Origin of the sequence: Maribacter orientalis, assembly GCF_900109345.1 — a bacterium.
GTDB classification, from domain to species: Bacteria; Bacteroidota; Bacteroidia; order Flavobacteriales; family Flavobacteriaceae; genus Maribacter; species Maribacter orientalis.
In genome coordinates this window covers 226,905-247,412 of record NZ_FNZN01000002.1, presented here as the reverse complement: position 1 = coordinate 247,412, position 20,508 = coordinate 226,905, and the positions used below count along the sequence as shown (strand labels likewise).

Genomic DNA, 20,508 nt, shown 5'->3' with positions numbered 1-20,508 from the left:
TATAAATATATCGGTTTTCTGTACTTTGCCTACTTAAAAATATACATATGATTAAACATACAGTAACGTTTAAACTAAAGTATGCAAAAGGTTCTGAGGAAGAATCAGTTTTTTTGAAAGCAGCTGGAGACCTTCGTTCAATACCCGGAGTTGAAAATTTTGAGTGCCTACGTCAAATTAGTGCAAAGAGCCATTATGAATATGCCCTTTCAATGGATTTCGATTCTTTGCAAACATACAACACCTATAGCGAGCATGCAGAACATACCGCTTTTGTTAGTCGATACTGGGCGGCGTATGTAGAAGATTTTTTAGAATTGGATTATGAATTGATGTAGAAATCGGCTTTTAGACATAATTAGGAGTCATGTGGGTAAAGCCTATTAGAATGACATGTGCGTAAATGTAATTATAGATTTTTATTTAAAACACAATGGAGGTAAATGCAAATGTTTCATTATCGTTAGGTATTAATTTTATTGTACGTGAATCTCTCAAGTGATTTATTTTTAAATTTTGCCGTTTCTAACTACGGAAAAGCTAAAAATGAGACTTGTAATTCACCTAATTTTTTGTACCCCAAAACATTCATATGAATAGGGTCACGATAATACAAATCCTTATTATATATGTTGTAACCTCCTAAAAGAAACTGGTCAAGAACAGGAATACCATGGAGCGCACAAATCATTTTTTGCATATTAACATGTTGTACCATACCTTCTGAATAAAATGGGTCATAGGCACCTCTATCATTAAAAGCTTTACTTGATGTAAAGAAGTAGATGGTTGCATTCGGATTAATCTCATAAATCTTTTTTATACAATAGTTAATGCCTCCTGCCTGCGTCGTTAGTTTTTCAGTATTGTAATTGTCAAATTCTGTAAAATCGGTATAGGAACCTACTTCTCTTTTATTTGTGTAATCATTTGTTGAAGCCCAAAGGATATAAATATCAAATACACCCGCTTCATCTACTTGTTGTTGCATAGATTTTCCTTGTAAAGAAGAAAAACCAGCACCTGGAACGCCGAAATTGGTAATGGACAACCCTAAATGTTTTTTCCATAAAACTTTGGCGCTATCACTTTCTGGAATAACAGAAACAGAACCGCCAAATACGGCTACAGATTTTCCAAAATTAAAAGAACCTTTTAGTGATAAGGAATCTAAGGTGGTTTGTGAAAAAATACTGCCAGATAATAAAAGAAATAGAAAGGTTAAATAATTGAAATATATTTTCATAGAAGTGTATATTTTAAATGTCAAAATCAAATTATTTGCCAGAAATAATAAATAGGCTTATGTCTTTAAATCGAATACTTTATAGTGTTTTTGATAGCTACCGTAATGCCTAAACTTTAAATTTATAATTCACTCAAAAAATCTAATTCGCTTTTCAGAAACCCTTCTTTTGAACCAAGCACATTATCCTCTATGACCATGATATTGCCAGATTGTTTGTTGTATGTTTTCCAAATAGGCAAGTTATCTCCATTCGGATCTCCTGTTTTTGCAAAATTTACCCAATACGAAGATAGAGCGTCCTCAATTGATTTGTCCGAAGGTTTCCAATCACGATTCCATGTATGAAGTGTATGAAGTACATACGGTACTTCTGAGGTGTGAAAAGCACCGTAGTTTGGAAAATCTTGCTTTTCCGGGGGTACATGGCCGAATTGATACAGATAGCTTGGCTGTGTATTGTATTCTGCCAATAGATGTGATGGTATTCCTGCAAAATTCAGCATACCCAATTTACTTTTCATCTTTTTAACATCCTCATTTGTATCCGCAGGAAAATTCGTTAAAAAAGATGCTGCTTTATCACCATAATTTGCAATTGCTTCCTCCCTATATTCTTTAACAGTCATTTCATCTCCTCCTAAAAAATCTCCATCACCGGTTACCCAACCACTAATTACCGGTATCTGTTGCTGCTTTCCATCTTTAAAATAAGCCATTAAATCTTTTGGTACAACATAGCCATCTTTTGTAATTCCTACTCTACCTATTTCAGAATCATTACTCATACTTTGCAATTCTTCAGCAGGCAATTGCCGCAGTTCTTTAATAGAGGATGCTTTTGCTTTTTCCATAAATCGTATTCCTGTAGCTTCAGCTTCTGCTAATGTTTGCGCCCTACTACTTCCTAATAACCCACCACTTTGTAAAATGGCTTTGTGAAACAGATTTTCGGCAAGGGGAGAGGCAATTAATGTATTTACGCTGAATGCCCCTGCAGATTGCCCGGCGATTGTTACATTATTAGGGTCTCCCCCAAATACATCGATATTTTTTTGCACCCAATTTAGTGCCGCTATTTGATCCATGAAACCATAATTGCCCGATGCGTCATATCCAGATTCTTTACTTAATTCAGGGTGTGCCATAAAACCAAGAACGCCTACACGGTAATTCATGCTGACAAATACAACACCTTTTTTAGCCAGTTCTTCACCATCATAAATATCACAATTGGCAGAGCCACTGGTGAATCCGCCTCCATAAATCCAAACAATAACTGGCTGTCTTTCGTTTTCTGATTTTGCGGTTGTCCACACGTTGAGGTATAAACAATCTTCATTAATAGGTTCGGGTTTGGCAATGAATTCTTCTGTCCAACAATAAAAAGGTTCAGGTACATTTTGAATGGGGCTCGGTCCAAACTCGGTACATGGCAAAATTCCATCCCAAGCGGTTGCAGGTTGGGGAGCTTTCCATCTCAAATCACCCACTGGTGGTACAGCAAAGGGAATTCCTTTGAAGATACGCACCGTTTTATCTGCATTGAAACTACCTTCTATTTTACCCTTGTCGGTTACAATAACGGTTTCCTTAGGTTGATTACATCCTATAAATAGACTACCTATTAAGATGAACAAATATTTCATAGTATGGTTTTAAAAGTCCAGATGTTGATACGTTTTGTAAACTTAGATTCAACTTTTTTGTGGTAGTCCTAAGATACTACTTATTGAATGATTTTTAGGTAATGGGAATACATCAAACATCGTATAAAGTCATCAATCCGTAAAAAATGTTTGAAGTAAGAGTTTTGGTTTTCAAGGAATTTTTTTGTGGAAGGAATGGTTTTGAACAAATTACTATATCTTTAAATTTCTTCCAAAATTATCTAGCTTTAGCCTTTGCTAATACAACTAAAACTGACTCAATTCAAATTAAATGATTATGAAAAAAATTATTACCACTAGTATTGCAACCACCTTTTCAATTGCTTTTTTACTGTTTTTCTCTTGTAAAGAAGAACCAAAACCAGAAGTTGACCAAACAGCAGAATTAAATAAATGGTTCGATGAAAAATATGAAGAGCAACTACAAATGAGTCCCTTAGGGCTAACTGCACAGGGGCGTAAAGACCAGTATGATAAAATTGATGATTTAAGTAAGGCCGCAGAGGAGAAAGAATTGGCTTGGTATGAAGAAAGCACGAAAGAGTTAAAAGAAAAGTTTGACTATGATAAACTAAATAATGCAGACCAAACGTCTTATGATTTATGGGTGTATCAGCACGAAATCATGAAAGAAGGTGCAGCTTTCGAAAATATGGACTATGTGTTTGATCAAATGCGCGGTTTACATGCCCGACTACCAAGTTACCTGATCAATTTTCATAAAGTAGATAGCCTTTCAGACATGAATGCCTATATATCTCGAATTAAGGAAACAGCCAGAGGTATAGATCAGTTAGTAGTAAGAGCAAAAGAACAGGCTGCTGTTGGTATTTTACCTCCAAAATTTGCATTTGAGACGGTTATTACCCAAACTAATGCATTAAAAAATGGTATGCCGGTTTTAAATGACATGAACGGAAAAATCGATGCGCTGGTAACTTCAGAAAAAATAACCGCTGAAGAAGCTTCATCTCTTAAAGAACAATCAGAGAAAGCTATTAACGACTACTTTAAACCGGCCTATGAAAATCTATTATCATGGTTAGAAGATGAAATAGATAACGCTGAAGCAACACCAACAGGGGTTAGTCGCCATGCGAATGGAAAAGATTTTTACAATTATCGATTAAAGGTATTTACAACAACAGGACTTACTGCCGATGAGATTCATGAAATAGGATTGAAAGAGGTTGCTAGAATAAAAGGCGAGATGATGGCCATTAAGGAAAAAGTTGGTTTTGAAGGTGATTTAAACGAGTTCTTCAAATTTGTAAATACCGATAAGCAGTTTTTCTTTCCGAATACGGATGAAGGAAGGCTAGGGTATTTAGATGAGTCAACTAAATATTTAGATGATTTAACAAAGAAGTTACCAGATTATTTTGGGATTTTACCAAAAGCGAAATTACAAGTAAAAAGAGTTGAGGCATTTCGTGAGCAAGATGGTGCTCCGCAACATTATTCTGCCGGCACACCAGATGGTTCTAGAGAAGGTACATATTATGTGCATTTATCCGATATGAATGCGATGCCTAAAACCACGATGGAAGGTGTAGCGTACCATGAGGGGAATCCTGGGCACCATATGCAGATTTCTATTGCGCAAGAGTTAGAATCGGTACCTAAGTTTAGAACGCAAGCAGGTTTTAGTGTATACAGTGAAGGTTGGGGCTTATACTCAGAAGCTTTAGCAAAGGAAATGGGCGGTTATCAAAACCCGTATTATGATTTTGGCAGATTGGTAAATGAAATTTGGAGAGCCATTCGTTTGGTTGTTGATACAGGCTTACATGCTAAAGGATGGACCGAAGCAGATGGAATAAAGTACTTTACAGATAATTCGTCTATTTCTCAAGGAGCAATTAAGGCAGAAGTGCAACGCTACATGGTTATGCCGGGTCAAGCGACTTCGTATAAAATAGGTATGCTAAAGATTCAAGAATTACGTAAAATGGCCGAAACGGAATTGGGTGATAAATTCGATATTAAAGGATTTCATGATACCGTTCTTGGCGCTGGCGCTTTACCTTTAGAATTACTAGAGCGCAGAGTAAAAACTTGGATAAGTACACAGAAGTAACTTATAGCTTTGACAATAAAGTGCAGTAAGGTATATTTATCTTACTGCACTTGGTGTTTAATGAAGTCCCTTAAATTCCGATTGTTGTTTTCAAAAATCAAATAGTTTCTTGTGAAGAAGAAAGTAAGTGAGAAGAAAAATATAAAGAAGCCTTGGCCAACCAAAGATGCTATGGAACAAGTGTATGCCATGCAACTTTGGGGAGATGATACTTCAAATTTTTATTCGGGTGATGGATCACATCATCCTGAAATTATAGAACCATATATAGAAGTGGTTACATCATTTTTAAAATCGTTTGAACAGCCTATGTCGGTCTGCGATTTGGGGTGTGGAGATTTTAATGTTGGTAAAGAGCTCGTAAAGTATGCAGAGAAGTATGTTGCGGTAGATATTGTAGAAGACCTAATAGCATATAACAAGAAAAAGTTTAAACATGATAATTTAGAGTTTCAATGTTTAGATATTGCTGTAGATAATTTGCCTTTTGCAAATTGTGTTTTGTTGAGACAAGTACTACAACACATATCGAATGCAGAAATACGAACTATTGTACATAAGTTAACCGCTTTCGAATATGTGATTCTTACAGAACATTTACCCGAAGGTGAATTCATACCCAACAAAGATATTATTTCAGGACAGGGAATTCGATTGAAAAAACAGAGTGGTGTAAACCTATTAGCTCCACCATTTAACTTTAAGGTGAAAGAACAAAAACATGTTCTTTCTAGTGTCGCACTCGGTCAAAAAGGGGTTATTGTAACTACAATTTATAAAGTTTTTTAGCTCTATCTATTTTTAGGCTATGTTTTAATTCTTGTTTAAGAAAAAAAGGAAATCTTGCTAATAATCTATCAGGAATTCGATGAATTAAAATGTGCTCTTTAAATAAATTATTGAATTTCTGAACGCTGTTTAGTGGATTTTCGTAATCAATCATGGTTGCTGACAAATGTCATATTATTAATTACATACGTTATCTAGTTTTGATAGTATAATTAAAACAAATTTAAATGAGCAAGGTAGAAGTAAACCAAGGAGAAATTAAAGTAAAATTCAATGAACCACGTTCTGGTAAATTATCTTTTGCTGAATTGGGAATTAATAATGAAGATATCAATGTTGAAAGCGGATTACTTCGTTTAGTATTTGATTTTGAAGGAATAGGTGATCACGATTACTTTCAAACACCAACGATTGAATTTTTTTATGAAGAAAATATGGCTGAAACTCATTGGATATGTGAGTTTAATGGAGAAACAGTTTTAGATAAATTGGATAATCATGGTCACTCAACTATTCTGTTATTAAACAGAAAAGTTTTGAATAATTTAGAACAACGTCATGAGAATACATTGATTGTTCATGCAGAATTTCCGCAACCAGCAAACTTAAATATAAAAGAATCTTATGTGCATTTTTTTAAATAAGAAGTAAGAACTTATTTTAATAATAACAGAGATTATAATGGTAGTCTGTTGTTAAAACAGTTACAAGTTTTCTACATCGGTCTATATTTTATGACCTTTGTAAATTATTTGTAACTGTTTTTATTCTTTATCTGATGACTCTTTCTTCATATGGCCAATGGCCCAAATGGCAATTCCTCCCCAAAATAATATTTGATGATATTTAGTAATTCCAGAAATAGGATTTTCACCAAAAAGACCCATTTCTAAAAATTGAAAAATTAATCCAATTACCACTACAATTAAGGCTATATATACCGCTAAGTTTGGTTTCTTCATGTTGGTGCTATTTTTTTCTGTACAAATAAAATCTTCTCCTTATTGCGTTTGAAATTGAAGTCTTCATAAGCCTGCCTGCAGGAATACACAAAACTTTTTATTAAGCCTGAGGATCATGTTCATTGTTAGTGATGTAGCTTTTATTTTTCTGACAGATTTTATAAATAGAACTATTCTTTTAATAATTCCGTCTGTTTAAATTCAATACTTCTAGCCTTTAGATATTCCCAAATCTCTACTGTATTCTCTGCTTGTGATAATTCTGAAAAATCATTTTGAGACATGCAGTACGTAAGAAAACCATCAATATTCTTTTCTATAATATCGAAACTTTCAGCTATTGTTTTCTTTGAATACTTAGTGCTGATTTCTTTTTCCAGCTCCATATTTTCATCGCGAGTAACTCTATCTTTTTGTGAGTTTGTTCTTCCAAAGACATTGGTCATTATTTTATGGGTGCTTATAACTACACTTAATGAAGCATAACCAAGTAACTGAAGTAGTTTTCCTTGGTCTTCAATTGTTGTTTTAAAGTTCCTTCCGGATATCTCTCATCCTTTCCTTTTCCAGATGCAAAACCATGACCTGCCTTTATTTCACCGTGAACTAGAGCGTATTCAATGGATTCTATATTGTTTATTTTCTTAGCCATAAATTAAATATAGGGTTTAAACAACGATTTCAAAAGGTGTAATCTGCTCTATCGTAACCTTAACTTCATTTTGTTAATATTCCTTAAATAATGCATATTCTTTTAGAGTCCGTGGTTGGCTAGAAATACTATTATTCGTTTTGGTAATGTTTCACAACACACAAATATATACCGAGGTTACACCTCAATGTCTATCAAAGGTGAAAAGTCCTTTAGAAAATTTCTAATATACCTTCATGTAGTTACTGAATTAAAAAAGGGATGGCTAACTACCATCCCTTTTTTAAATACAATATAACTGTAATTCTAAGCTCTTGAAGTCAAAGATTTAAAGAATACAAAGCCAAAGTCCAAGGATAACATAAAATAAAAAGGAAACAATCGAAAATCATTTAAAGGTATAGCGCTGTACATGTCGAACATGAAGTAAATCATTAGGGCTAATTCCAATATCATGTTTGGGGACAATTTTTTAGCCAAGTACTTATTTCCTTTCCAAATTCACTTCACTTACCCATGGTGGCCTTCTATTACAGCAATGGTGTTGTGTAAAGAGAAACCTAAGGCTACCGAGAAAAATGTAAAGAATATATTCATCGAAATTCGATTGAATTTGGATTTTCTGAACATGAGGAGATAATTTTATGCTAGTAACATAGATTTTAAAACAGGCAATAATTATTGGTGATAATTTATATTGTTTGATCAACGGGAGTAAACTGTTATTACAAAAGTATAACTATACTATAGAGTGAATTGAAGGTGACCCATATCATTTTACAATTCAGTTTTTTACCATTACTTTATTTCTTAAGAAGCTATGATTTTGAAAAAAGTTAACGACATCCGATTAAAGAGATTTTTAAGGAGTACAAAGTGGTTTTCATTTACTTCAGTTATTGTACTTTTTATTTCTATGGGTATACTCATACTCATTGGAATACACAAACTTGTTATTATAATCAAAGATATTTTTGTTCTCGGCATTAAGAATTTAGATGCTATTAACATGAACATAGTGTCAGCTAGAATTATAAGTATTATTGATATTTATTTATTAGTTATAGTTTTATATATTTTAGCCATTGGTTTGTATAAATTGTTTATTGGGCCCTTTGAAGGTTATACCTGGATGGAAATTGACGATTTAAACGATCTTAAGCGACACATCGCAAAAGTGATTGTATTATTTCTATCAACTTTTTTATTGCAAAAAATAGTGGAATACGATGAACATGATAAAATACTAAATTTTGGGATTGTAATTATTGGAACCATGGCAGTTCTAATTTGGTTTAGTATTACTCTTAAAAATAAAAACCATAATTAATAATAAGATTTATTGGAATTAATGCCAAATAAGCAACAAATTTTACCTTGGTGCGATTTTGGCCAATCTAACTTTGTTCAAGAAATAAAAAGAGAGTTTATAACTCGTCATTTTGAGAAGTAGGAAAAGGTATTGATGCAGTTTGAACAGCTGACAAGTGGAAGTCTATAGAAATGTAATTTACAAACTTTCGATAGAACTGAAAGTTACTTGAAATAATATCATAACTTCCATTTACTCAGGAATACATCATTTAAATTTAAAAGTGCCACAAGTTCTTGAGCGCATTCCCTGATAATGGATTTTTCTTGAAAATTTTGGTTAATAATTCACTTTTACATACTTCTATTCAAACATCTAACTTAATTTTCATACTTTTTTTAAGTTCCAAAATGTTCAATATTTTGTCCATAAATATAATTTTCTCAAATGTGCCATAAATAAGAACATCTACCCCTATTCCTATTTTACCTGTAATTAAAACAATTTTGTAGAATTGGTAAAAAAAAAGGAATAGCCAACAACCATCCCTTTTTTAAATATTTTATAAATACGGTTTTATGCCCTTGAGGTCAGTGATTTAAAGAAAACAAACCCAAAACCTAAGAATAGCATAAAATGAAAAGGAAACAATCCAAAATCATTTAAAGGTATAGCGCTGTACATACCGAACATGAAATAAATCATTAGGGCGAATTCCAATATCATGTTTGGGGATAATTTTTTAGCCAAGTACTTATTTCCTTTCCAACTTTGCTTCAACGTACTGATGTTGAATTTTGGGGTACGAACAAATTCACTTCGCTTACCCATGTGGCCTTCTATTACAGCAATAGTGTTGTGTAAAGAGAAACCTAAGGCTACCGAGAAAAATGTAAAGAATATTCTTATGTAATCTACAAAGTTGTTAAAGCCGCTACCTTGAATGCTCTTGTAGGTAAACCAATAGCATACAAATAAAATGATGGTACTTATTGCGAATAAACTCAGTAGAGAGAAAACCCAGTCTAAATGACCATAGGTGTTTTTGATATACAAAGAGGGTATGCTTAATATAGCTACTAAGAATACACATAAGAACATAGAGCTGTTCAGCAAATGCATAACCCCATGAAACTTGGTTTTAAAGGGTATGTTCTTGGCTCTTACAACACTCCAAACGGTTTTTCTAAAGTTCTCTGCGCCACCTTTATTCCATCGAAATTGTTGTGAACGTGCGGCACTGATAACTACAGGTAGCTCTGCAGGAGTTTCCACGTCCTCTAGATATTTAAATTTCCAGTTCTTTAATTGTGCACGGTAACTTAGGTCTAGATCTTCCGTTAGCGTATCGCCTTCCCAGTTACCAGCGTCAATGATACATTCTTTACGCCAGATACCTGCAGTACCATTAAAGTTAATGAAATGTCCTTTGCTATTACGACCTACTTGTTCTAATGTAAAGTGGGCGTCTAAGGCAAACGCCTGTATTTTTGTTAACGTTGAATAGTCACGGTTTAAATGGCCCCATCGGGTTTGTACTACTCCTATTTCTTCATCTTTAAAGTAAATAACGGTTTTCTTCAACCAATCTGAAGCTGGCAGAAAATCAGCATCAAAAATAGCGATGAATTCTCCCTTTGCTATTTTTAATCCTTCTTTTAATGCCCCTGCCTTAAAGCCGGATCTATCTGTTCTGCGAATATGCTGAATATCTAAACCGGTCTCTTGCAATTTAGCAATGGTGGCGGCAGTAGCAATTACGGTATCATCGGTAGAATCATCTAACACCTGAATTTCCAATTTGCTTTTTGGGTATTCTATTTTGGCGATATTCTCTAATAAACGGTCCATTACATACTCCTCATTGAAAACAGGAAGTTGAATGGTAACGAACGGAATTTCCTTTGGATCTAGAAGATTAAATTTAGGAGCTGTTTGATTCTGTCTTTTTTGAGACAAATAGTTGAATAAAAGATTTAGCTGCGCCAAGCTATAAAAGAAAATCAATAGTAATGATAAACTATAAATTGCTATGATAAAATACGCTAGTGCTAATTCCATATTATTTTATACTGTATTTGAAGATCCACCCCAAAATTTTAATGCCTGCAAATATACTACCTTTTACGGTTCCTGAAACTTTTGAGATACCTATTCTTCGTTTGTAACGTACTGGTACTTCGATATATGTCATTTTTTTCTTTAGAATTTTCAATTGCATTTCCACTGTCCAACCATAGGTTTTGTCTTCCATGTTCAATTCTTTGAGCTTTTCGTACTTAATGGCTCTAAAAGGGCCTAAATCGGTAAACTTTGCGCCAAAAAACAATCGCATTAGAAATGTCGCTAACCAGTTGCCGAACACTTGTTGCGGAGTCATTGACCCTTCTTCACGCAAATTTTTTCTTCTGGCCCCAACAACAAAATCAATATCATCTTCTAAAATAGGAGCTACGACCTTATCCAGCTCTTCAGGATAATCAGAATAGTCTCCATCGATAAATACGATAATATCGGGCTGTTTGGATTTCGATGCCACATATTCTAAACCACGAAGACAGGCATACCCATACCCTTTGTTCGTTTCTGTAAGCACGGTAGCCCCAGCGGCTTCGGCATTTTTTACCGTATCATCGGTGGAATTATTATTAACAACAATTACCTCAGAAACTGATTTTGGTAGTTCATTGATGACATGTGCAATAGAATTTGCTTCGTTAAAAGCCGGAATAATTACTTTTATATCGGCCATTATTGTAAATCGGATAAACTGTTTTCATGTGTAAAATCTTTGAATGTCGACCATTCTTTAATCTTTGCACCATTGCTATATTTCTCTGCAGATATCATTTTTGAATCTATATATTTCAAACAATAACCATTTTCAATTCCATTTTTCAGTTGACATTTATGATTTATTTGACCTTTCTTATCATAAAAGAGCCACCAGCCTTCCTGCTTATTTTTGACATACTTACCTTCTTTAGTACGAATTCGATTTTCATCATAGAAAAACCAATATTTTTCTTTCTTACCATAAGTAAAAAAGCCTTTCTCAGCTATTTTACCATTCGTATGATAAAACGACCAGTAATCGGTCTTTACATTAAAACGCATCCACCCTTCGCTTGCCAAAGTACCATCTTCATAAAAGGTGCGTTCATAGCGTTTGTCTTCAGAACTTGTAAAAGCTAAAAAGACAAAGCTGATTAGAATGGCGTAAACGAATATTAAGGGCTTCATGTTCAATCATTTTACCAATTAATAAATTTGGACTAAACTTGGTTGTCAAAGATCGGTTAAAATACTTTGATAGTGAATTTGTACCGTTGATTATCGTTTTTATGCTTTTTTTGTAATCTAAATTAAGATTGATTATTGTCGATGATCATTGATTTAAATCACTAATGCTGATTTTAGAAATTGCTCAACTTCATTTGAGCATCTATTTTTTATTGACCAAATCCATAAGGTCTATATCGTTGCCTAATAAAACTTCTGTAGGATTGATACGGCCTTCTTCAGGACCATTTTCTAATTTAAGTACTCCTCTAGGGCAAACAGCAGAACATACACCGCAACCTACGCAGCTAGAACGAACTATATTTTCACCCTTTTGGGCATAAGCCCTAACATCGATACCTTGTTCGCAATAGGTAGAACAATTACCACATGAAATACATTGGCCACCATTTGTGGTAATTCTAAAGCGCGATTTAAATCGTTGTACAAATCCTAAATAAGCAGCTAGAGGACAACCAAACCTACACCATACCCTATTACCGAAAATTGGATAAAAACCGGTACCAATAACCCCTGCAAAAATAGATCCTATTGCTAGGCTATATACATTTTGTACACTTTGGGTCTTAATACCTAAAACAGTACCCGTTTCTGAGAAGAAACTATAAAGTGTCATACCTGTCATTAAAACGGCAAAAAGAAGTACTCCGTGAATCAACCAACGTTCTACTTTCCATGCGAAGAGTGATTTATCTGAATGTTGCCTATAAGGATCACCTAATGTTTCTGCTAGACCGCCACAACCGCAAACCCAAGAACAGTACCATCTTTTTCCAAAGAAATATACCATTACAGGAACGATGACCAAGGTTAAAACCACCCCCCAAAAAAGGATGAAAATACCGATACCACCACTATTTAAAAGTGTTTTTAAATTCCATTGAAAAAAGAAGTCATAATCTAAGGGGAAAGCATTTTTAAAATCATAGTAAGGCATTTGTAAACGCACCATAATTTCTGGAATTAGAAAGGCGAATACAATCTGAAAGAACAATACAGATGTAGTTCTTACTACTTGGTAAATGTTATGGCGATATTTAATGTACATACGTACGGCCATTACCGACATGACAACACAATACATAAAGCCATATACGAACCAATGACCGGCTAGGTTGCCGCTTAAACTTTCACTGATAGGATCTACTAAGTAGGTCCAGTTGGTTGCATACTCTGGGCGGAAATATAAGATCAAGTAAAATGAAACCAAGAAGATAAAGACCAGCCAAGCGATCCAACCTCTATTGGTCGAGCTCTGATGATAGATGCCGTCATTCTTAATTCCTTTAGGGCCCAAAAGAACTACTTGGGGAACAATAAAGAGGAGGGCGCCGATAATGCCTAATCCAAAGGTTAAAAACCACATTAATCCTTTGTTTTCTGCAATAAAGCCTACTCCAGATTTTTTGGCAATAGACCCTGCCATATCTCTACCTTTTGTATAAATAATTTTTTTATACTCTTTATTTTTTCTGTGTGTAGCATTCGCATTATCTAAGGCAGAAACAATTATTGGAGATAAGCTCTGAACACCATTAAACTTTTTACCTTGTATTTTGGTTTCTAAATCTTGAATGAATAACTCACTTTTAATTGAATTGTCTGAAACTATTTCTTGAACGATGTTTTTGTCCACTTTAAACGTTCCAAGAAGTGGTAAGGCAGCAAATGTGCTTAGACCTACCAAAAAAATAATTATTCCTATATGTTGAAGTACTTTCATTTTTTTGTTCGTTAAGCTTTGCTAAAAATTCGTTTCCAACTTTTCTTTTCTAGTCGTATATTTTTTTTAAAGTCCGCATTGTATTTGTTTACTATTTCTGCCTCGTATAGTTTGTAAAACTCAGGGTCGAAATTTGCATCTTTGAGGTAGGTCATTACGTGGTCTATATCTTTATTCGCAGTAAGCCATTGGTCAAAAATCTCATGTCTCATACGAATACCGAAGGTATTGATGCCTAAAAATTTCATAGTGTCTATATGATATGCAATGGTGATACAAATTTTTTCTTTTGCGTGCCTCCAGTGAAAATGATACTCGTGGTCTTCTTTGCTTCGTTCGCTAAATACCCAACCATACGTTTGGTATTCTATATCTAAAAACTTTGCAGAATTAAACCAGTGTCCGGGGTTGTATTTTCTAGGATTGTCACATAGGGTTTGGGCTAAAGCTTCCCCCATCATACGACCAGTGTACCACACCGCTTCAATAGGTCTTCTACTGCCTATGCCTTCGTGCTGTTCAGCACAGTCACCAATGGCATAAACATCTTCCGCGCTGGTTTCTAAAAATCGATTGACTTTTACACCTCTTCCTAATGCGATACCAGATTCTTTTAGAAAATCAATATTAGGGGTGACACCAGCGGTTAACCCTACAACATTACATTCTATAGTGTCACCTTTATCGGTAACTATAGCTCTAGCCCTTCCGGTTTCGTCAGATAGTATCTCTTTAAGATTGGTGTCTAAACGTAAATCGATATGATGTTCTAAAATGTGCTCGTTAATCATAGCTGATTCGCCTTCTGGCAAGACTCCGTTCCAAAAACTTTTTTCGCGCACAAGAAAGGTTACCGGTATTTTTCGAGAACGAAGCATTTCTGCCATTTCAATACCAATGAGTCCACCACCAACAATAACAGCTCGGTTACAAACCTCATTATTGGGAGCATTTTTTTCAAGTAATTCTAGGTCTTGTTTTGAATATAGTCCTTGAACACCTTTTAAATCTTGACCTGGCCAACCAAATTTATTCGGTTTTGATCCTGTTGCAATTACCAACTTATCATAAGTAATGGTAGAGCCATCTTTTAGGGTTAGCTTTTTTGAATCAGTTGCAACTTTTTCTACAAAGCCATTCACTAAATCTATTCTGTTTTTTTTCCAAAACCAATTTTCATATGGCTGAGTATGTTCAAATTTCATGTGGCCCATGTAAACATACATTAATGCGGTACGGGAGAAAAAATAATCGCTTTCTGCAGAAATAATGGTGATTTTATTATCTGATAGCTTACGTATATGTCTGGCTAAAGTAACCCCAGATATTCCGTTACCAATAATTACGATGTGCTCCATATTGTGGTTAGTTAAAAAAATTAGTCGCAACTAAAGATAGTTACTTTACAAGAGGTTTTTGAAACAGGGTAATTTAGAATTAGTCTAAGACACTTTAAGTTCTTCTGATCAATTGAAACCTAGGAAGCGTTAACTGCGTATGTGAAACTGTAAATTAGCATGAATAATAGTATAATGTTGGTTTCGATATTACATTGCGACTTACCAGTAGGGAATTGAAATTTATAGAAATGAAATATAAAATAGCATTACTCGTTTTTTTCTTCGGAATATTAATAGCAAAGGCACAACAGCCAGATGTCTTTTTTAACGCTACAGATACGTTCTTTAAAAACTATGTATCTAATGGTAGGGTTGATTACAAGGCAATAGTTGAGCAACCTTCCAAGTTAAATATTCTTGTGCATATGGCCAAGAATATAAATGTTATTGAAGAGAAGTCAAATGAATATCAAGCATTTTGGATCAATACGTACAATTTATTGGTCATAAAAGGTATTGTAGATAATTACCCTTTAAAATCTCCGTTAGATATAGACGGATTTTTTGATAAGATGCACTACGATGTGGGGGGTAATATTATAACTTTAAATGGTATTGAAAATGAATTGTTACGGGCAAAATTTCCAAAAGAACCACGATTTCATTTTGTATTGGTTTGTGCGGGTATAGGCTGTCCACCAATAATAAATGAAGCATATATTCCTAAAAAGTTAGAAACTCAATTACAACGACAAACAGTTTTAGCAATTAACAATCCTAGTTTTATTAGGGTCGAAGGTAATAAAGTCAATGTTTCGCAAATCTTTGAATGGTATAAAGATGATTTCGAAAGGGCAGGAGGTGTAGTTACGTTCATCAATAATTTTAAAACTTCAAAAATACCAGCTTCTGCCGAACTGGGCTATTACCCTTACGATTGGACCTTAAATTCCAAATAGTTAAATTTCTTCTTGCATTAGCAATGGATTGTTAACCATTAACTGGTATTTCTTAACAAATAGTTATGTGTGTAGACTATTGCAACATGCTGTGAATAGTATAATTTTAGGGGGTTAAGGAATTTTAAAATGAAAAAAATAAGTCTTTTATTTTTATTCGCCATTCAGTTTTCATGTTTTAGTCAGGTAAATAAGAAAATTAATGGGGTTAGTTTTGTTGCTTCAAGAGAAAAGGTGGTTCAAGAGCAAGTGGAAGCTATAGTGCAGATAAATGCAAATAGTGCTGCGGTAATGCCTTTTGGATTCATCAGAGAAGTGAATAATCCGCAAATCACATTCAATACCGAACGACAATGGTTTGGTGAAACGAAGAGCGGAGCAAAACAATATATAGAAATGCTACATGAAAATGGTCTTTCGGTAATGATGAAGCCACAAATCTGGATTTCTAAAGGCGTTTTTACGGGAGTCCTAAAAATGGATAGCGAAGACCATTGGAAGCAATTAGAAGAATCATACTGTGAATTTATCATGACTTTCGCTCAATTAGCGGAGGATAGTAAAGTTGATGTGTTTTGTATTGGTACCGAATTAGAACAATTTGTTCAGAATAGACCAGCGTATTGGAATGGATTAATTTCTGAAATACGGCAAGTATATAATGGGAAACTTACCTATGCAGCGAACTGGGATGAGTTTGACCGAGTACCCTTTTGGGAGCAACTAGATTATATAGGTGTAGATGCCTATTTTCCGTTATCAGAATCAAAAACACCATCAGTTAAGGAGCTAGTAGCTGGTTGGCAACCTTGGAAATCTAAGATTTCAGCGTTGTCAAATCAAACTCAAAAGCCAATTCTTTTCACGGAATATGGATATAGAAGTATGGACTATTCTGCTAAGAAACCCTGGCTTGTAGACCGTACCGAAGAAAGGCCTAATATGGTGTCTCAAGCGAATTGTAAAGAAGCTATTTTCTCCGAGTTTTGGGGAGAAAAATGGTTTGCAGGTGGTTATGTTTGGAAATGGTTTCCAAACCATGGTACGGCCGGTGGTGTAAATGACAACAGATTTACACCTCAGAATAAACCATCGTTAAAAATAATCAGCGATAATTATAAAAAGTACGGTGAATAGTTTCAATTTTGCAGGCCGTTAGTTGTTTCGAAAGATGGCACAAACTTTGTTTCCCTTGTCATATGTTTAGGTATTTAATTTTATTGGTATTTATTACGCAAGCCACAATTGGTCAAGAATCGTTGAAAACAGTAACGGCCGAACCTGGCGATGGTATTCTTTCCCTTTTAAGAAAGCAAGGGGTTAATCCGTATGAAATTTTTGATGAATTCGTAGCCTTAAATAATCACGATTTAAGAGATAGTGTGCATCTTATCGCAGGTAAAACCTATGTGATTCCGAAGTTCGAATTAGAAACAGTGCTAATTGTAGACTCGATACAAAAACAATCTACTGATGTTAAAAAGTTAGAGAGTGCTACTTTTGCTATTTTCGGTGATAAGCATAAGACGGTAATAGCCAAAAGTGAACGACTGAAAGGTAATGTGTATTATTTGGTTTCTGGTCATGGTGGTCCTGATCCTGGTGCAATGGGTGTTTATGCCGGTAAAACCATATCGGAAGATGAATATGCGTATGATATTACATTACGATTAGCGAAAGAATTATTAGCTCATGGAGCAATGGTCTACATTATTATACAAGATGAAAACGACGGCATTAGAGATGAGCGTGTTCTTGAAATTGACCATGATGAAGTTGCCTATCCAAATAAAACAATTCCCTTAAACCAAGTAGCAAGATTAAAACAGCGAGTAGAAATCGTTAATGACCTTTACAAGTCGAATAAGGGTAAGTACCAGCGTTTAATTGTTACACATGTTGATAGTAGAAGTGTGGGGCAAAATATAGATGTGTTTTTCTATTATCATGAAAATAGTAAGAATGGTAAAAAGTTGGCAGAAAGTATTCATACTACTTTCGATGCCAAGTATAAAAAATATCAACCTAATAGAAGTTATGCAGGTACTTTCGAAGATAGAACCTCGCTTTATTTGGTTAAGAAAACGCACCCTGCAATGACATTTATTGAGATTGGAAATATCAGGAATGCTAAGGATCAAGTTAGAATCGTCGATCCCGATAATCGTCAAGCGTTGGCAAAATGGATTAGTGAAGGCGTGCTGTTAGATTTTGAGGAGGAGTAAAACTTATCTAGCGATATATTTTAAATAATATTGATGTAAGTCATTAGGTCTAGCCCCTAAATAATGCTTTAAATGAATCATTGCAAAATGCCATTGTAACATTACCATTCCACGTTCCTCATATCGCCTAGCAGAAGTTGTTACAACTGCAGGTATAATCTTGAAAGGTTTTAATTTATACATTCGGCCTATAAATTCGTTATCCTCATAAATGATATAGTTTTCATTAAAGCCGTTATTTTCATGAAATAGCTTATTGGTGATAAATAGCGATTGGTCTCCGCCACGACAAATCTGATGGTTGATTTTGGTGCACCAAGCAAAAAATTTCAAAAAATTACTATCACTATTAAAGCGCATTTGAAAACAACCTACTTCATAACCTTCTATTAAAGCTTGAAATACAGCCAAGTCAAAGTGCTTTGGAGGTATGGAATCTACATGTAAAAAATAAAGAATTTCTCCGGTTGCTATTGCGGCACCAACATTCATTTGAGCGGCCCTTCCTTTTTTGCTGCTAATTACGGTAGCACCATAATTACGAGCATTAGAAGGTGTTTCGTCACTGCTGCCACCATCAACAACCAGTATTTCTTTAATGCGATTAGAACCTGCATTTTTTGAAATGGACAAAAGAACCTTCTTAATATAATTCGCCTCGTTCAATACGGGAATAATAATACTAATTGTGGGCTGGTAACTACTCATAAATAACTTTTTGCTTTCTTATGGTAGCAAAATGATAACCTAGTTTACAGTTGTTTTATTAATTCTTGAAACAATTTCACCATTTTAGGTTCAGTTTTTTCAGCTATAGCAATAATTTCACTTATGTCTACAGGCTTAAGATTATCTGGGTCACATTCGTCGGTTAAAACTGAAACAGCTACAATCGGTAATGATAAATGGTTGGCTACGATCACTTCTGGTACGGTACTCATGCCAACGGCATCTGCGCCTAATAATTTAATCATTTTATATTCTGCCTTCGTTTCAAGTTGAGGGCCTACGACCGAAGCATAGACTCCAGTTTTTAATGAAATGTCGTTCGCTTTGGCTATTGCTAATAATTTATTACGCATGTCTAAATCGTAAGGTTCAGACATGTCTGCGAAACGCTCTCCATACTCACCTACATTCTTAAATGCCAATGGCGAACCACCTTGCAGATTAATGTGATCTTCGATCAACATCATATCACCTTTTTTGAAGTTTAGGTTAACGGCACCTGCTGCATTTGAAATGAAAAGTTTGGTAATGCCCAACATGTGCATAACCCGTATTGGGTATGTAACATCTAAAAAATCATATCCTTCATATAAATGAAAGCGACCTTGCATAACCACTACTTTCTTACCAGAAATGGTGCCATATACCAATTTGCCCGTATGAAATTCTACGGTTGCTAGAGGAAAAAATGGAATATGGTTGTAATGGGCATCTATAGGGTCTTCGATGCTATTTACCAATTTCCCTAATCCAGTTCCTAAAACGATTCCTATTTCAGGTTGGTCAAAACCTTTGTTGTTAAGGTATGCTACAGATTCTAATAATTGTTCTTTAATCATGAATTTATATGTTTTAAAAAGGGTTGAAAAGCTTCAATATCCTTTATATCCTCGTAATAATCTACGTCGTTTCTTGTTTCTAAAAGAGCAATTTTCTTGTCTTTTAGGTGGGCAAGGGTATCCTTTAAAACCGTTTCGGTGCCCCAATCTTTGTTATTAAAAAGTTCTGGCATGTAATTTTTCATTCCAAGTAAATAATAGCCACCATCTTCTGCTGGCCCAACTACAAAATCATTAGATTCGAGTGCCTTAAATGCTTGTTCTATATCTTCCTGTGATAAATCGAACATATCGCTACCAATAATGATGATTTTTTGAAATTCGTTTTGAAATCCTTCTTGAAAAGCATTGGCCATACGAGCACCCAAATTGATACCTGTTTGTAGTTTCTTTCCAAAACGTTTATTGTCCCAAATGTCATTCTCCCAAATCTCTTCAGAGTAATATACGATCTTTTCTGCGTATAAATTACAGGTGATTTTAACAGTATGATTAAGGAGAAATTGATAAATTTTCAATGCCGACTCGTCGCCAACCGTATCCGCCAACCGTCTTTTCCCTTTACCCAACTCAGGATTTCTTGTAAAAATCAACAGTAAATTATTAGAGCTTGCCAGTGTAAAATCAATTACCTTTTCATCTCGCTCAGCTTTGTTGTCTTGTATTATTCCCAATGTAA

The 20,508-nt window shown here is 34.6% G+C and carries 21 protein-coding genes and 1 pseudogene; 8 read left to right on the top strand and 14 right to left on the bottom strand.

Annotated elements, in window-relative coordinates; translation table 11 throughout:
• The first annotated feature begins 47 nt into the window (after window positions 1-47).
• The gene (locus BMY56_RS04715; RefSeq protein ID WP_091620618.1) at window positions 48-338 is read left to right on the top strand and encodes a Dabb family protein; all 291 of its coding nucleotides are present in this window, start codon (window positions 48-50) and stop codon (window positions 336-338) included.
• A gap of 191 nt (window positions 339-529) precedes the next feature.
• Here BMY56_RS04715 and BMY56_RS04710 read toward each other — a convergent pair whose 3' ends face one another.
• Together BMY56_RS04710 and BMY56_RS04705 are read right to left on the bottom strand one after the other, a co-directional pair.
• Window positions 530-1,246 carry an SGNH/GDSL hydrolase family protein gene (locus BMY56_RS04710; protein WP_091620616.1) on the bottom strand — a complete coding sequence of 239 codons (717 nt, stop codon included), beginning with the start codon at window positions 1,244-1,246 and terminating at the stop codon, window positions 530-532.
• Window positions 1,247-1,368: 122 nt separating this feature from the next.
• Complete coding sequence (locus tag BMY56_RS04705; RefSeq protein WP_091620613.1) at window positions 1,369-2,895, bottom strand: carboxylesterase/lipase family protein; 1,527 nt, start codon at window positions 2,893-2,895, stop codon at window positions 1,369-1,371.
• Between the two features lie 298 nt (window positions 2,896-3,193).
• On the opposite strand from BMY56_RS04705, the gene BMY56_RS04700 reads away from it, so the two are divergent.
• The 3 genes from BMY56_RS04700 to BMY56_RS04690 all read left to right on the top strand — a co-directional run bounded on the left by BMY56_RS04700 (window position 3,194) and on the right by BMY56_RS04690 (window position 6,429).
• Window positions 3,194-4,996 (top strand): DUF885 domain-containing protein, encoded by a 1,803-nt coding sequence (locus tag BMY56_RS04700; protein WP_091621795.1) that lies wholly within the window; start codon window positions 3,194-3,196, stop codon window positions 4,994-4,996.
• A 111-nt stretch (window positions 4,997-5,107) separates the two neighbouring features.
• Window positions 5,108-5,785 (top strand): class I SAM-dependent methyltransferase, encoded by a 678-nt coding sequence (locus tag BMY56_RS04695; protein WP_091620609.1) that lies wholly within the window; start codon window positions 5,108-5,110, stop codon window positions 5,783-5,785.
• Between the two features lie 227 nt (window positions 5,786-6,012).
• Complete coding sequence (locus BMY56_RS04690) at window positions 6,013-6,429, top strand: hypothetical protein (protein WP_091620606.1); 417 nt, start codon at window positions 6,013-6,015, stop codon at window positions 6,427-6,429.
• Between the two features lie 120 nt (window positions 6,430-6,549).
• On the opposite strand, the gene BMY56_RS04685 is transcribed toward BMY56_RS04690, so the two are convergent.
• From BMY56_RS04685 to BMY56_RS04670, 4 genes and pseudogenes are all read right to left on the bottom strand, one after another.
• Entirely contained in the window at window positions 6,550-6,747 is a 198-nt protein-coding gene (locus tag BMY56_RS04685; protein WP_091620603.1) for a hypothetical protein, read from the bottom strand.
• Window positions 6,748-6,917: 170 nt separating this feature from the next.
• Window positions 6,918-7,193 carry a hypothetical protein gene (locus tag BMY56_RS04680; RefSeq protein WP_091620601.1) on the bottom strand — a complete coding sequence of 92 codons (276 nt, stop codon included), beginning with the start codon at window positions 7,191-7,193 and terminating at the stop codon, window positions 6,918-6,920.
• A 26-nt stretch (window positions 7,194-7,219) separates the two neighbouring features.
• Complete coding sequence (locus BMY56_RS04675; protein WP_091620598.1) at window positions 7,220-7,399, bottom strand: hypothetical protein; 180 nt, start codon at window positions 7,397-7,399, stop codon at window positions 7,220-7,222.
• A gap of 306 nt (window positions 7,400-7,705) precedes the next feature.
• A pseudogene (locus BMY56_RS04670) lies at window positions 7,706-7,996 on the bottom strand (glycosyl transferase family 2); the annotation flags it as partial.
• 229 nt (window positions 7,997-8,225) lie between these two features.
• Between BMY56_RS04670 and BMY56_RS04665 the strand changes: the two are divergent.
• On the top strand, window positions 8,226-8,729 hold the full coding sequence (locus tag BMY56_RS04665) for a YqhA family protein (protein ID WP_177170920.1): 504 nt from the start codon (window positions 8,226-8,228) through the stop codon (window positions 8,727-8,729).
• A gap of 558 nt (window positions 8,730-9,287) precedes the next feature.
• Here BMY56_RS04665 and BMY56_RS04660 read toward each other — a convergent pair.
• From BMY56_RS04660 to BMY56_RS04640, 5 genes are all read right to left on the bottom strand, one after another.
• Window positions 9,288-10,772: a cellulose synthase family protein gene (locus tag BMY56_RS04660; RefSeq protein ID WP_091620593.1), complete on the bottom strand. Its 1,485-nt coding sequence runs from the start codon at window positions 10,770-10,772 to the stop codon at window positions 9,288-9,290.
• A 1-nt stretch (window position 10,773) separates the two neighbouring features.
• Complete coding sequence (locus tag BMY56_RS04655; protein ID WP_091620590.1) at window positions 10,774-11,463, bottom strand: glycosyltransferase family 2 protein; 690 nt, start codon at window positions 11,461-11,463, stop codon at window positions 10,774-10,776.
• Window positions 11,463-11,954, bottom strand: coding sequence for a toxin-antitoxin system YwqK family antitoxin (locus tag BMY56_RS04650; RefSeq protein ID WP_091620587.1), 492 nt, complete (start codon window positions 11,952-11,954; stop codon window positions 11,463-11,465). The genes BMY56_RS04655 and BMY56_RS04650 overlap by 1 nt, the downstream gene beginning before the upstream one ends.
• Window positions 11,955-12,156: 202 nt before the next feature.
• Window positions 12,157-13,737 carry a 4Fe-4S binding protein gene (locus BMY56_RS04645; RefSeq protein WP_091620585.1) on the bottom strand — a complete coding sequence of 527 codons (1,581 nt, stop codon included), beginning with the start codon at window positions 13,735-13,737 and terminating at the stop codon, window positions 12,157-12,159.
• An 11-nt stretch (window positions 13,738-13,748) separates the two neighbouring features.
• Entirely contained in the window at window positions 13,749-15,095 is a 1,347-nt protein-coding gene (locus BMY56_RS04640) for an NAD(P)/FAD-dependent oxidoreductase (protein ID WP_091620582.1), read from the bottom strand.
• Window positions 15,096-15,325: 230 nt separating this feature from the next.
• On the opposite strand from BMY56_RS04640, the gene BMY56_RS04635 reads away from it, so the two are divergent.
• The 3 genes from BMY56_RS04635 (at window position 15,326) to BMY56_RS04625 (ending at window position 18,261) form a co-directional block, all read left to right on the top strand.
• Window positions 15,326-16,036 (top strand): DUF547 domain-containing protein, encoded by a 711-nt coding sequence (locus BMY56_RS04635; RefSeq protein ID WP_091620580.1) that lies wholly within the window; start codon window positions 15,326-15,328, stop codon window positions 16,034-16,036.
• A 129-nt stretch (window positions 16,037-16,165) separates the two neighbouring features.
• A complete protein-coding gene (locus BMY56_RS04630; RefSeq protein WP_091620578.1) occupies window positions 16,166-17,173 on the top strand; it encodes a glycoside hydrolase family 113 in 1,008 nt (335 codons plus the stop codon).
• Window positions 17,174-17,235: 62 nt separating this feature from the next.
• Window positions 17,236-18,261, top strand: a complete 1,026-nt coding sequence (locus tag BMY56_RS04625) for an N-acetylmuramoyl-L-alanine amidase family protein (RefSeq protein WP_091620575.1) — start codon at window positions 17,236-17,238, stop codon at window positions 18,259-18,261.
• A gap of 3 nt (window positions 18,262-18,264) precedes the next feature.
• On the opposite strand, the gene BMY56_RS04620 is transcribed toward BMY56_RS04625, so the two are convergent.
• Genes BMY56_RS04620 through BMY56_RS04610 form a run of 3 tightly spaced genes read right to left on the bottom strand, consistent with a single transcriptional unit; the run spans window position 18,265 to window position 20,497 of the window.
• Window positions 18,265-18,969 carry a TIGR04283 family arsenosugar biosynthesis glycosyltransferase gene (locus tag BMY56_RS04620; protein WP_091620572.1) on the bottom strand — a complete coding sequence of 235 codons (705 nt, stop codon included), beginning with the start codon at window positions 18,967-18,969 and terminating at the stop codon, window positions 18,265-18,267.
• 44 nt (window positions 18,970-19,013) lie between these two features.
• Window positions 19,014-19,829, bottom strand: coding sequence for a purine-nucleoside phosphorylase (locus BMY56_RS04615; RefSeq protein WP_091620570.1), 816 nt, complete (start codon window positions 19,827-19,829; stop codon window positions 19,014-19,016).
• Window positions 19,826-20,497 carry a TIGR04282 family arsenosugar biosynthesis glycosyltransferase gene (locus tag BMY56_RS04610; RefSeq protein ID WP_245737164.1) on the bottom strand — a complete coding sequence of 224 codons (672 nt, stop codon included), beginning with the start codon at window positions 20,495-20,497 and terminating at the stop codon, window positions 19,826-19,828. Before BMY56_RS04610 ends, BMY56_RS04615 begins: the two co-directional genes overlap by 4 nt.
• Window positions 20,498-20,508: the final 11 nt, after the last annotated feature.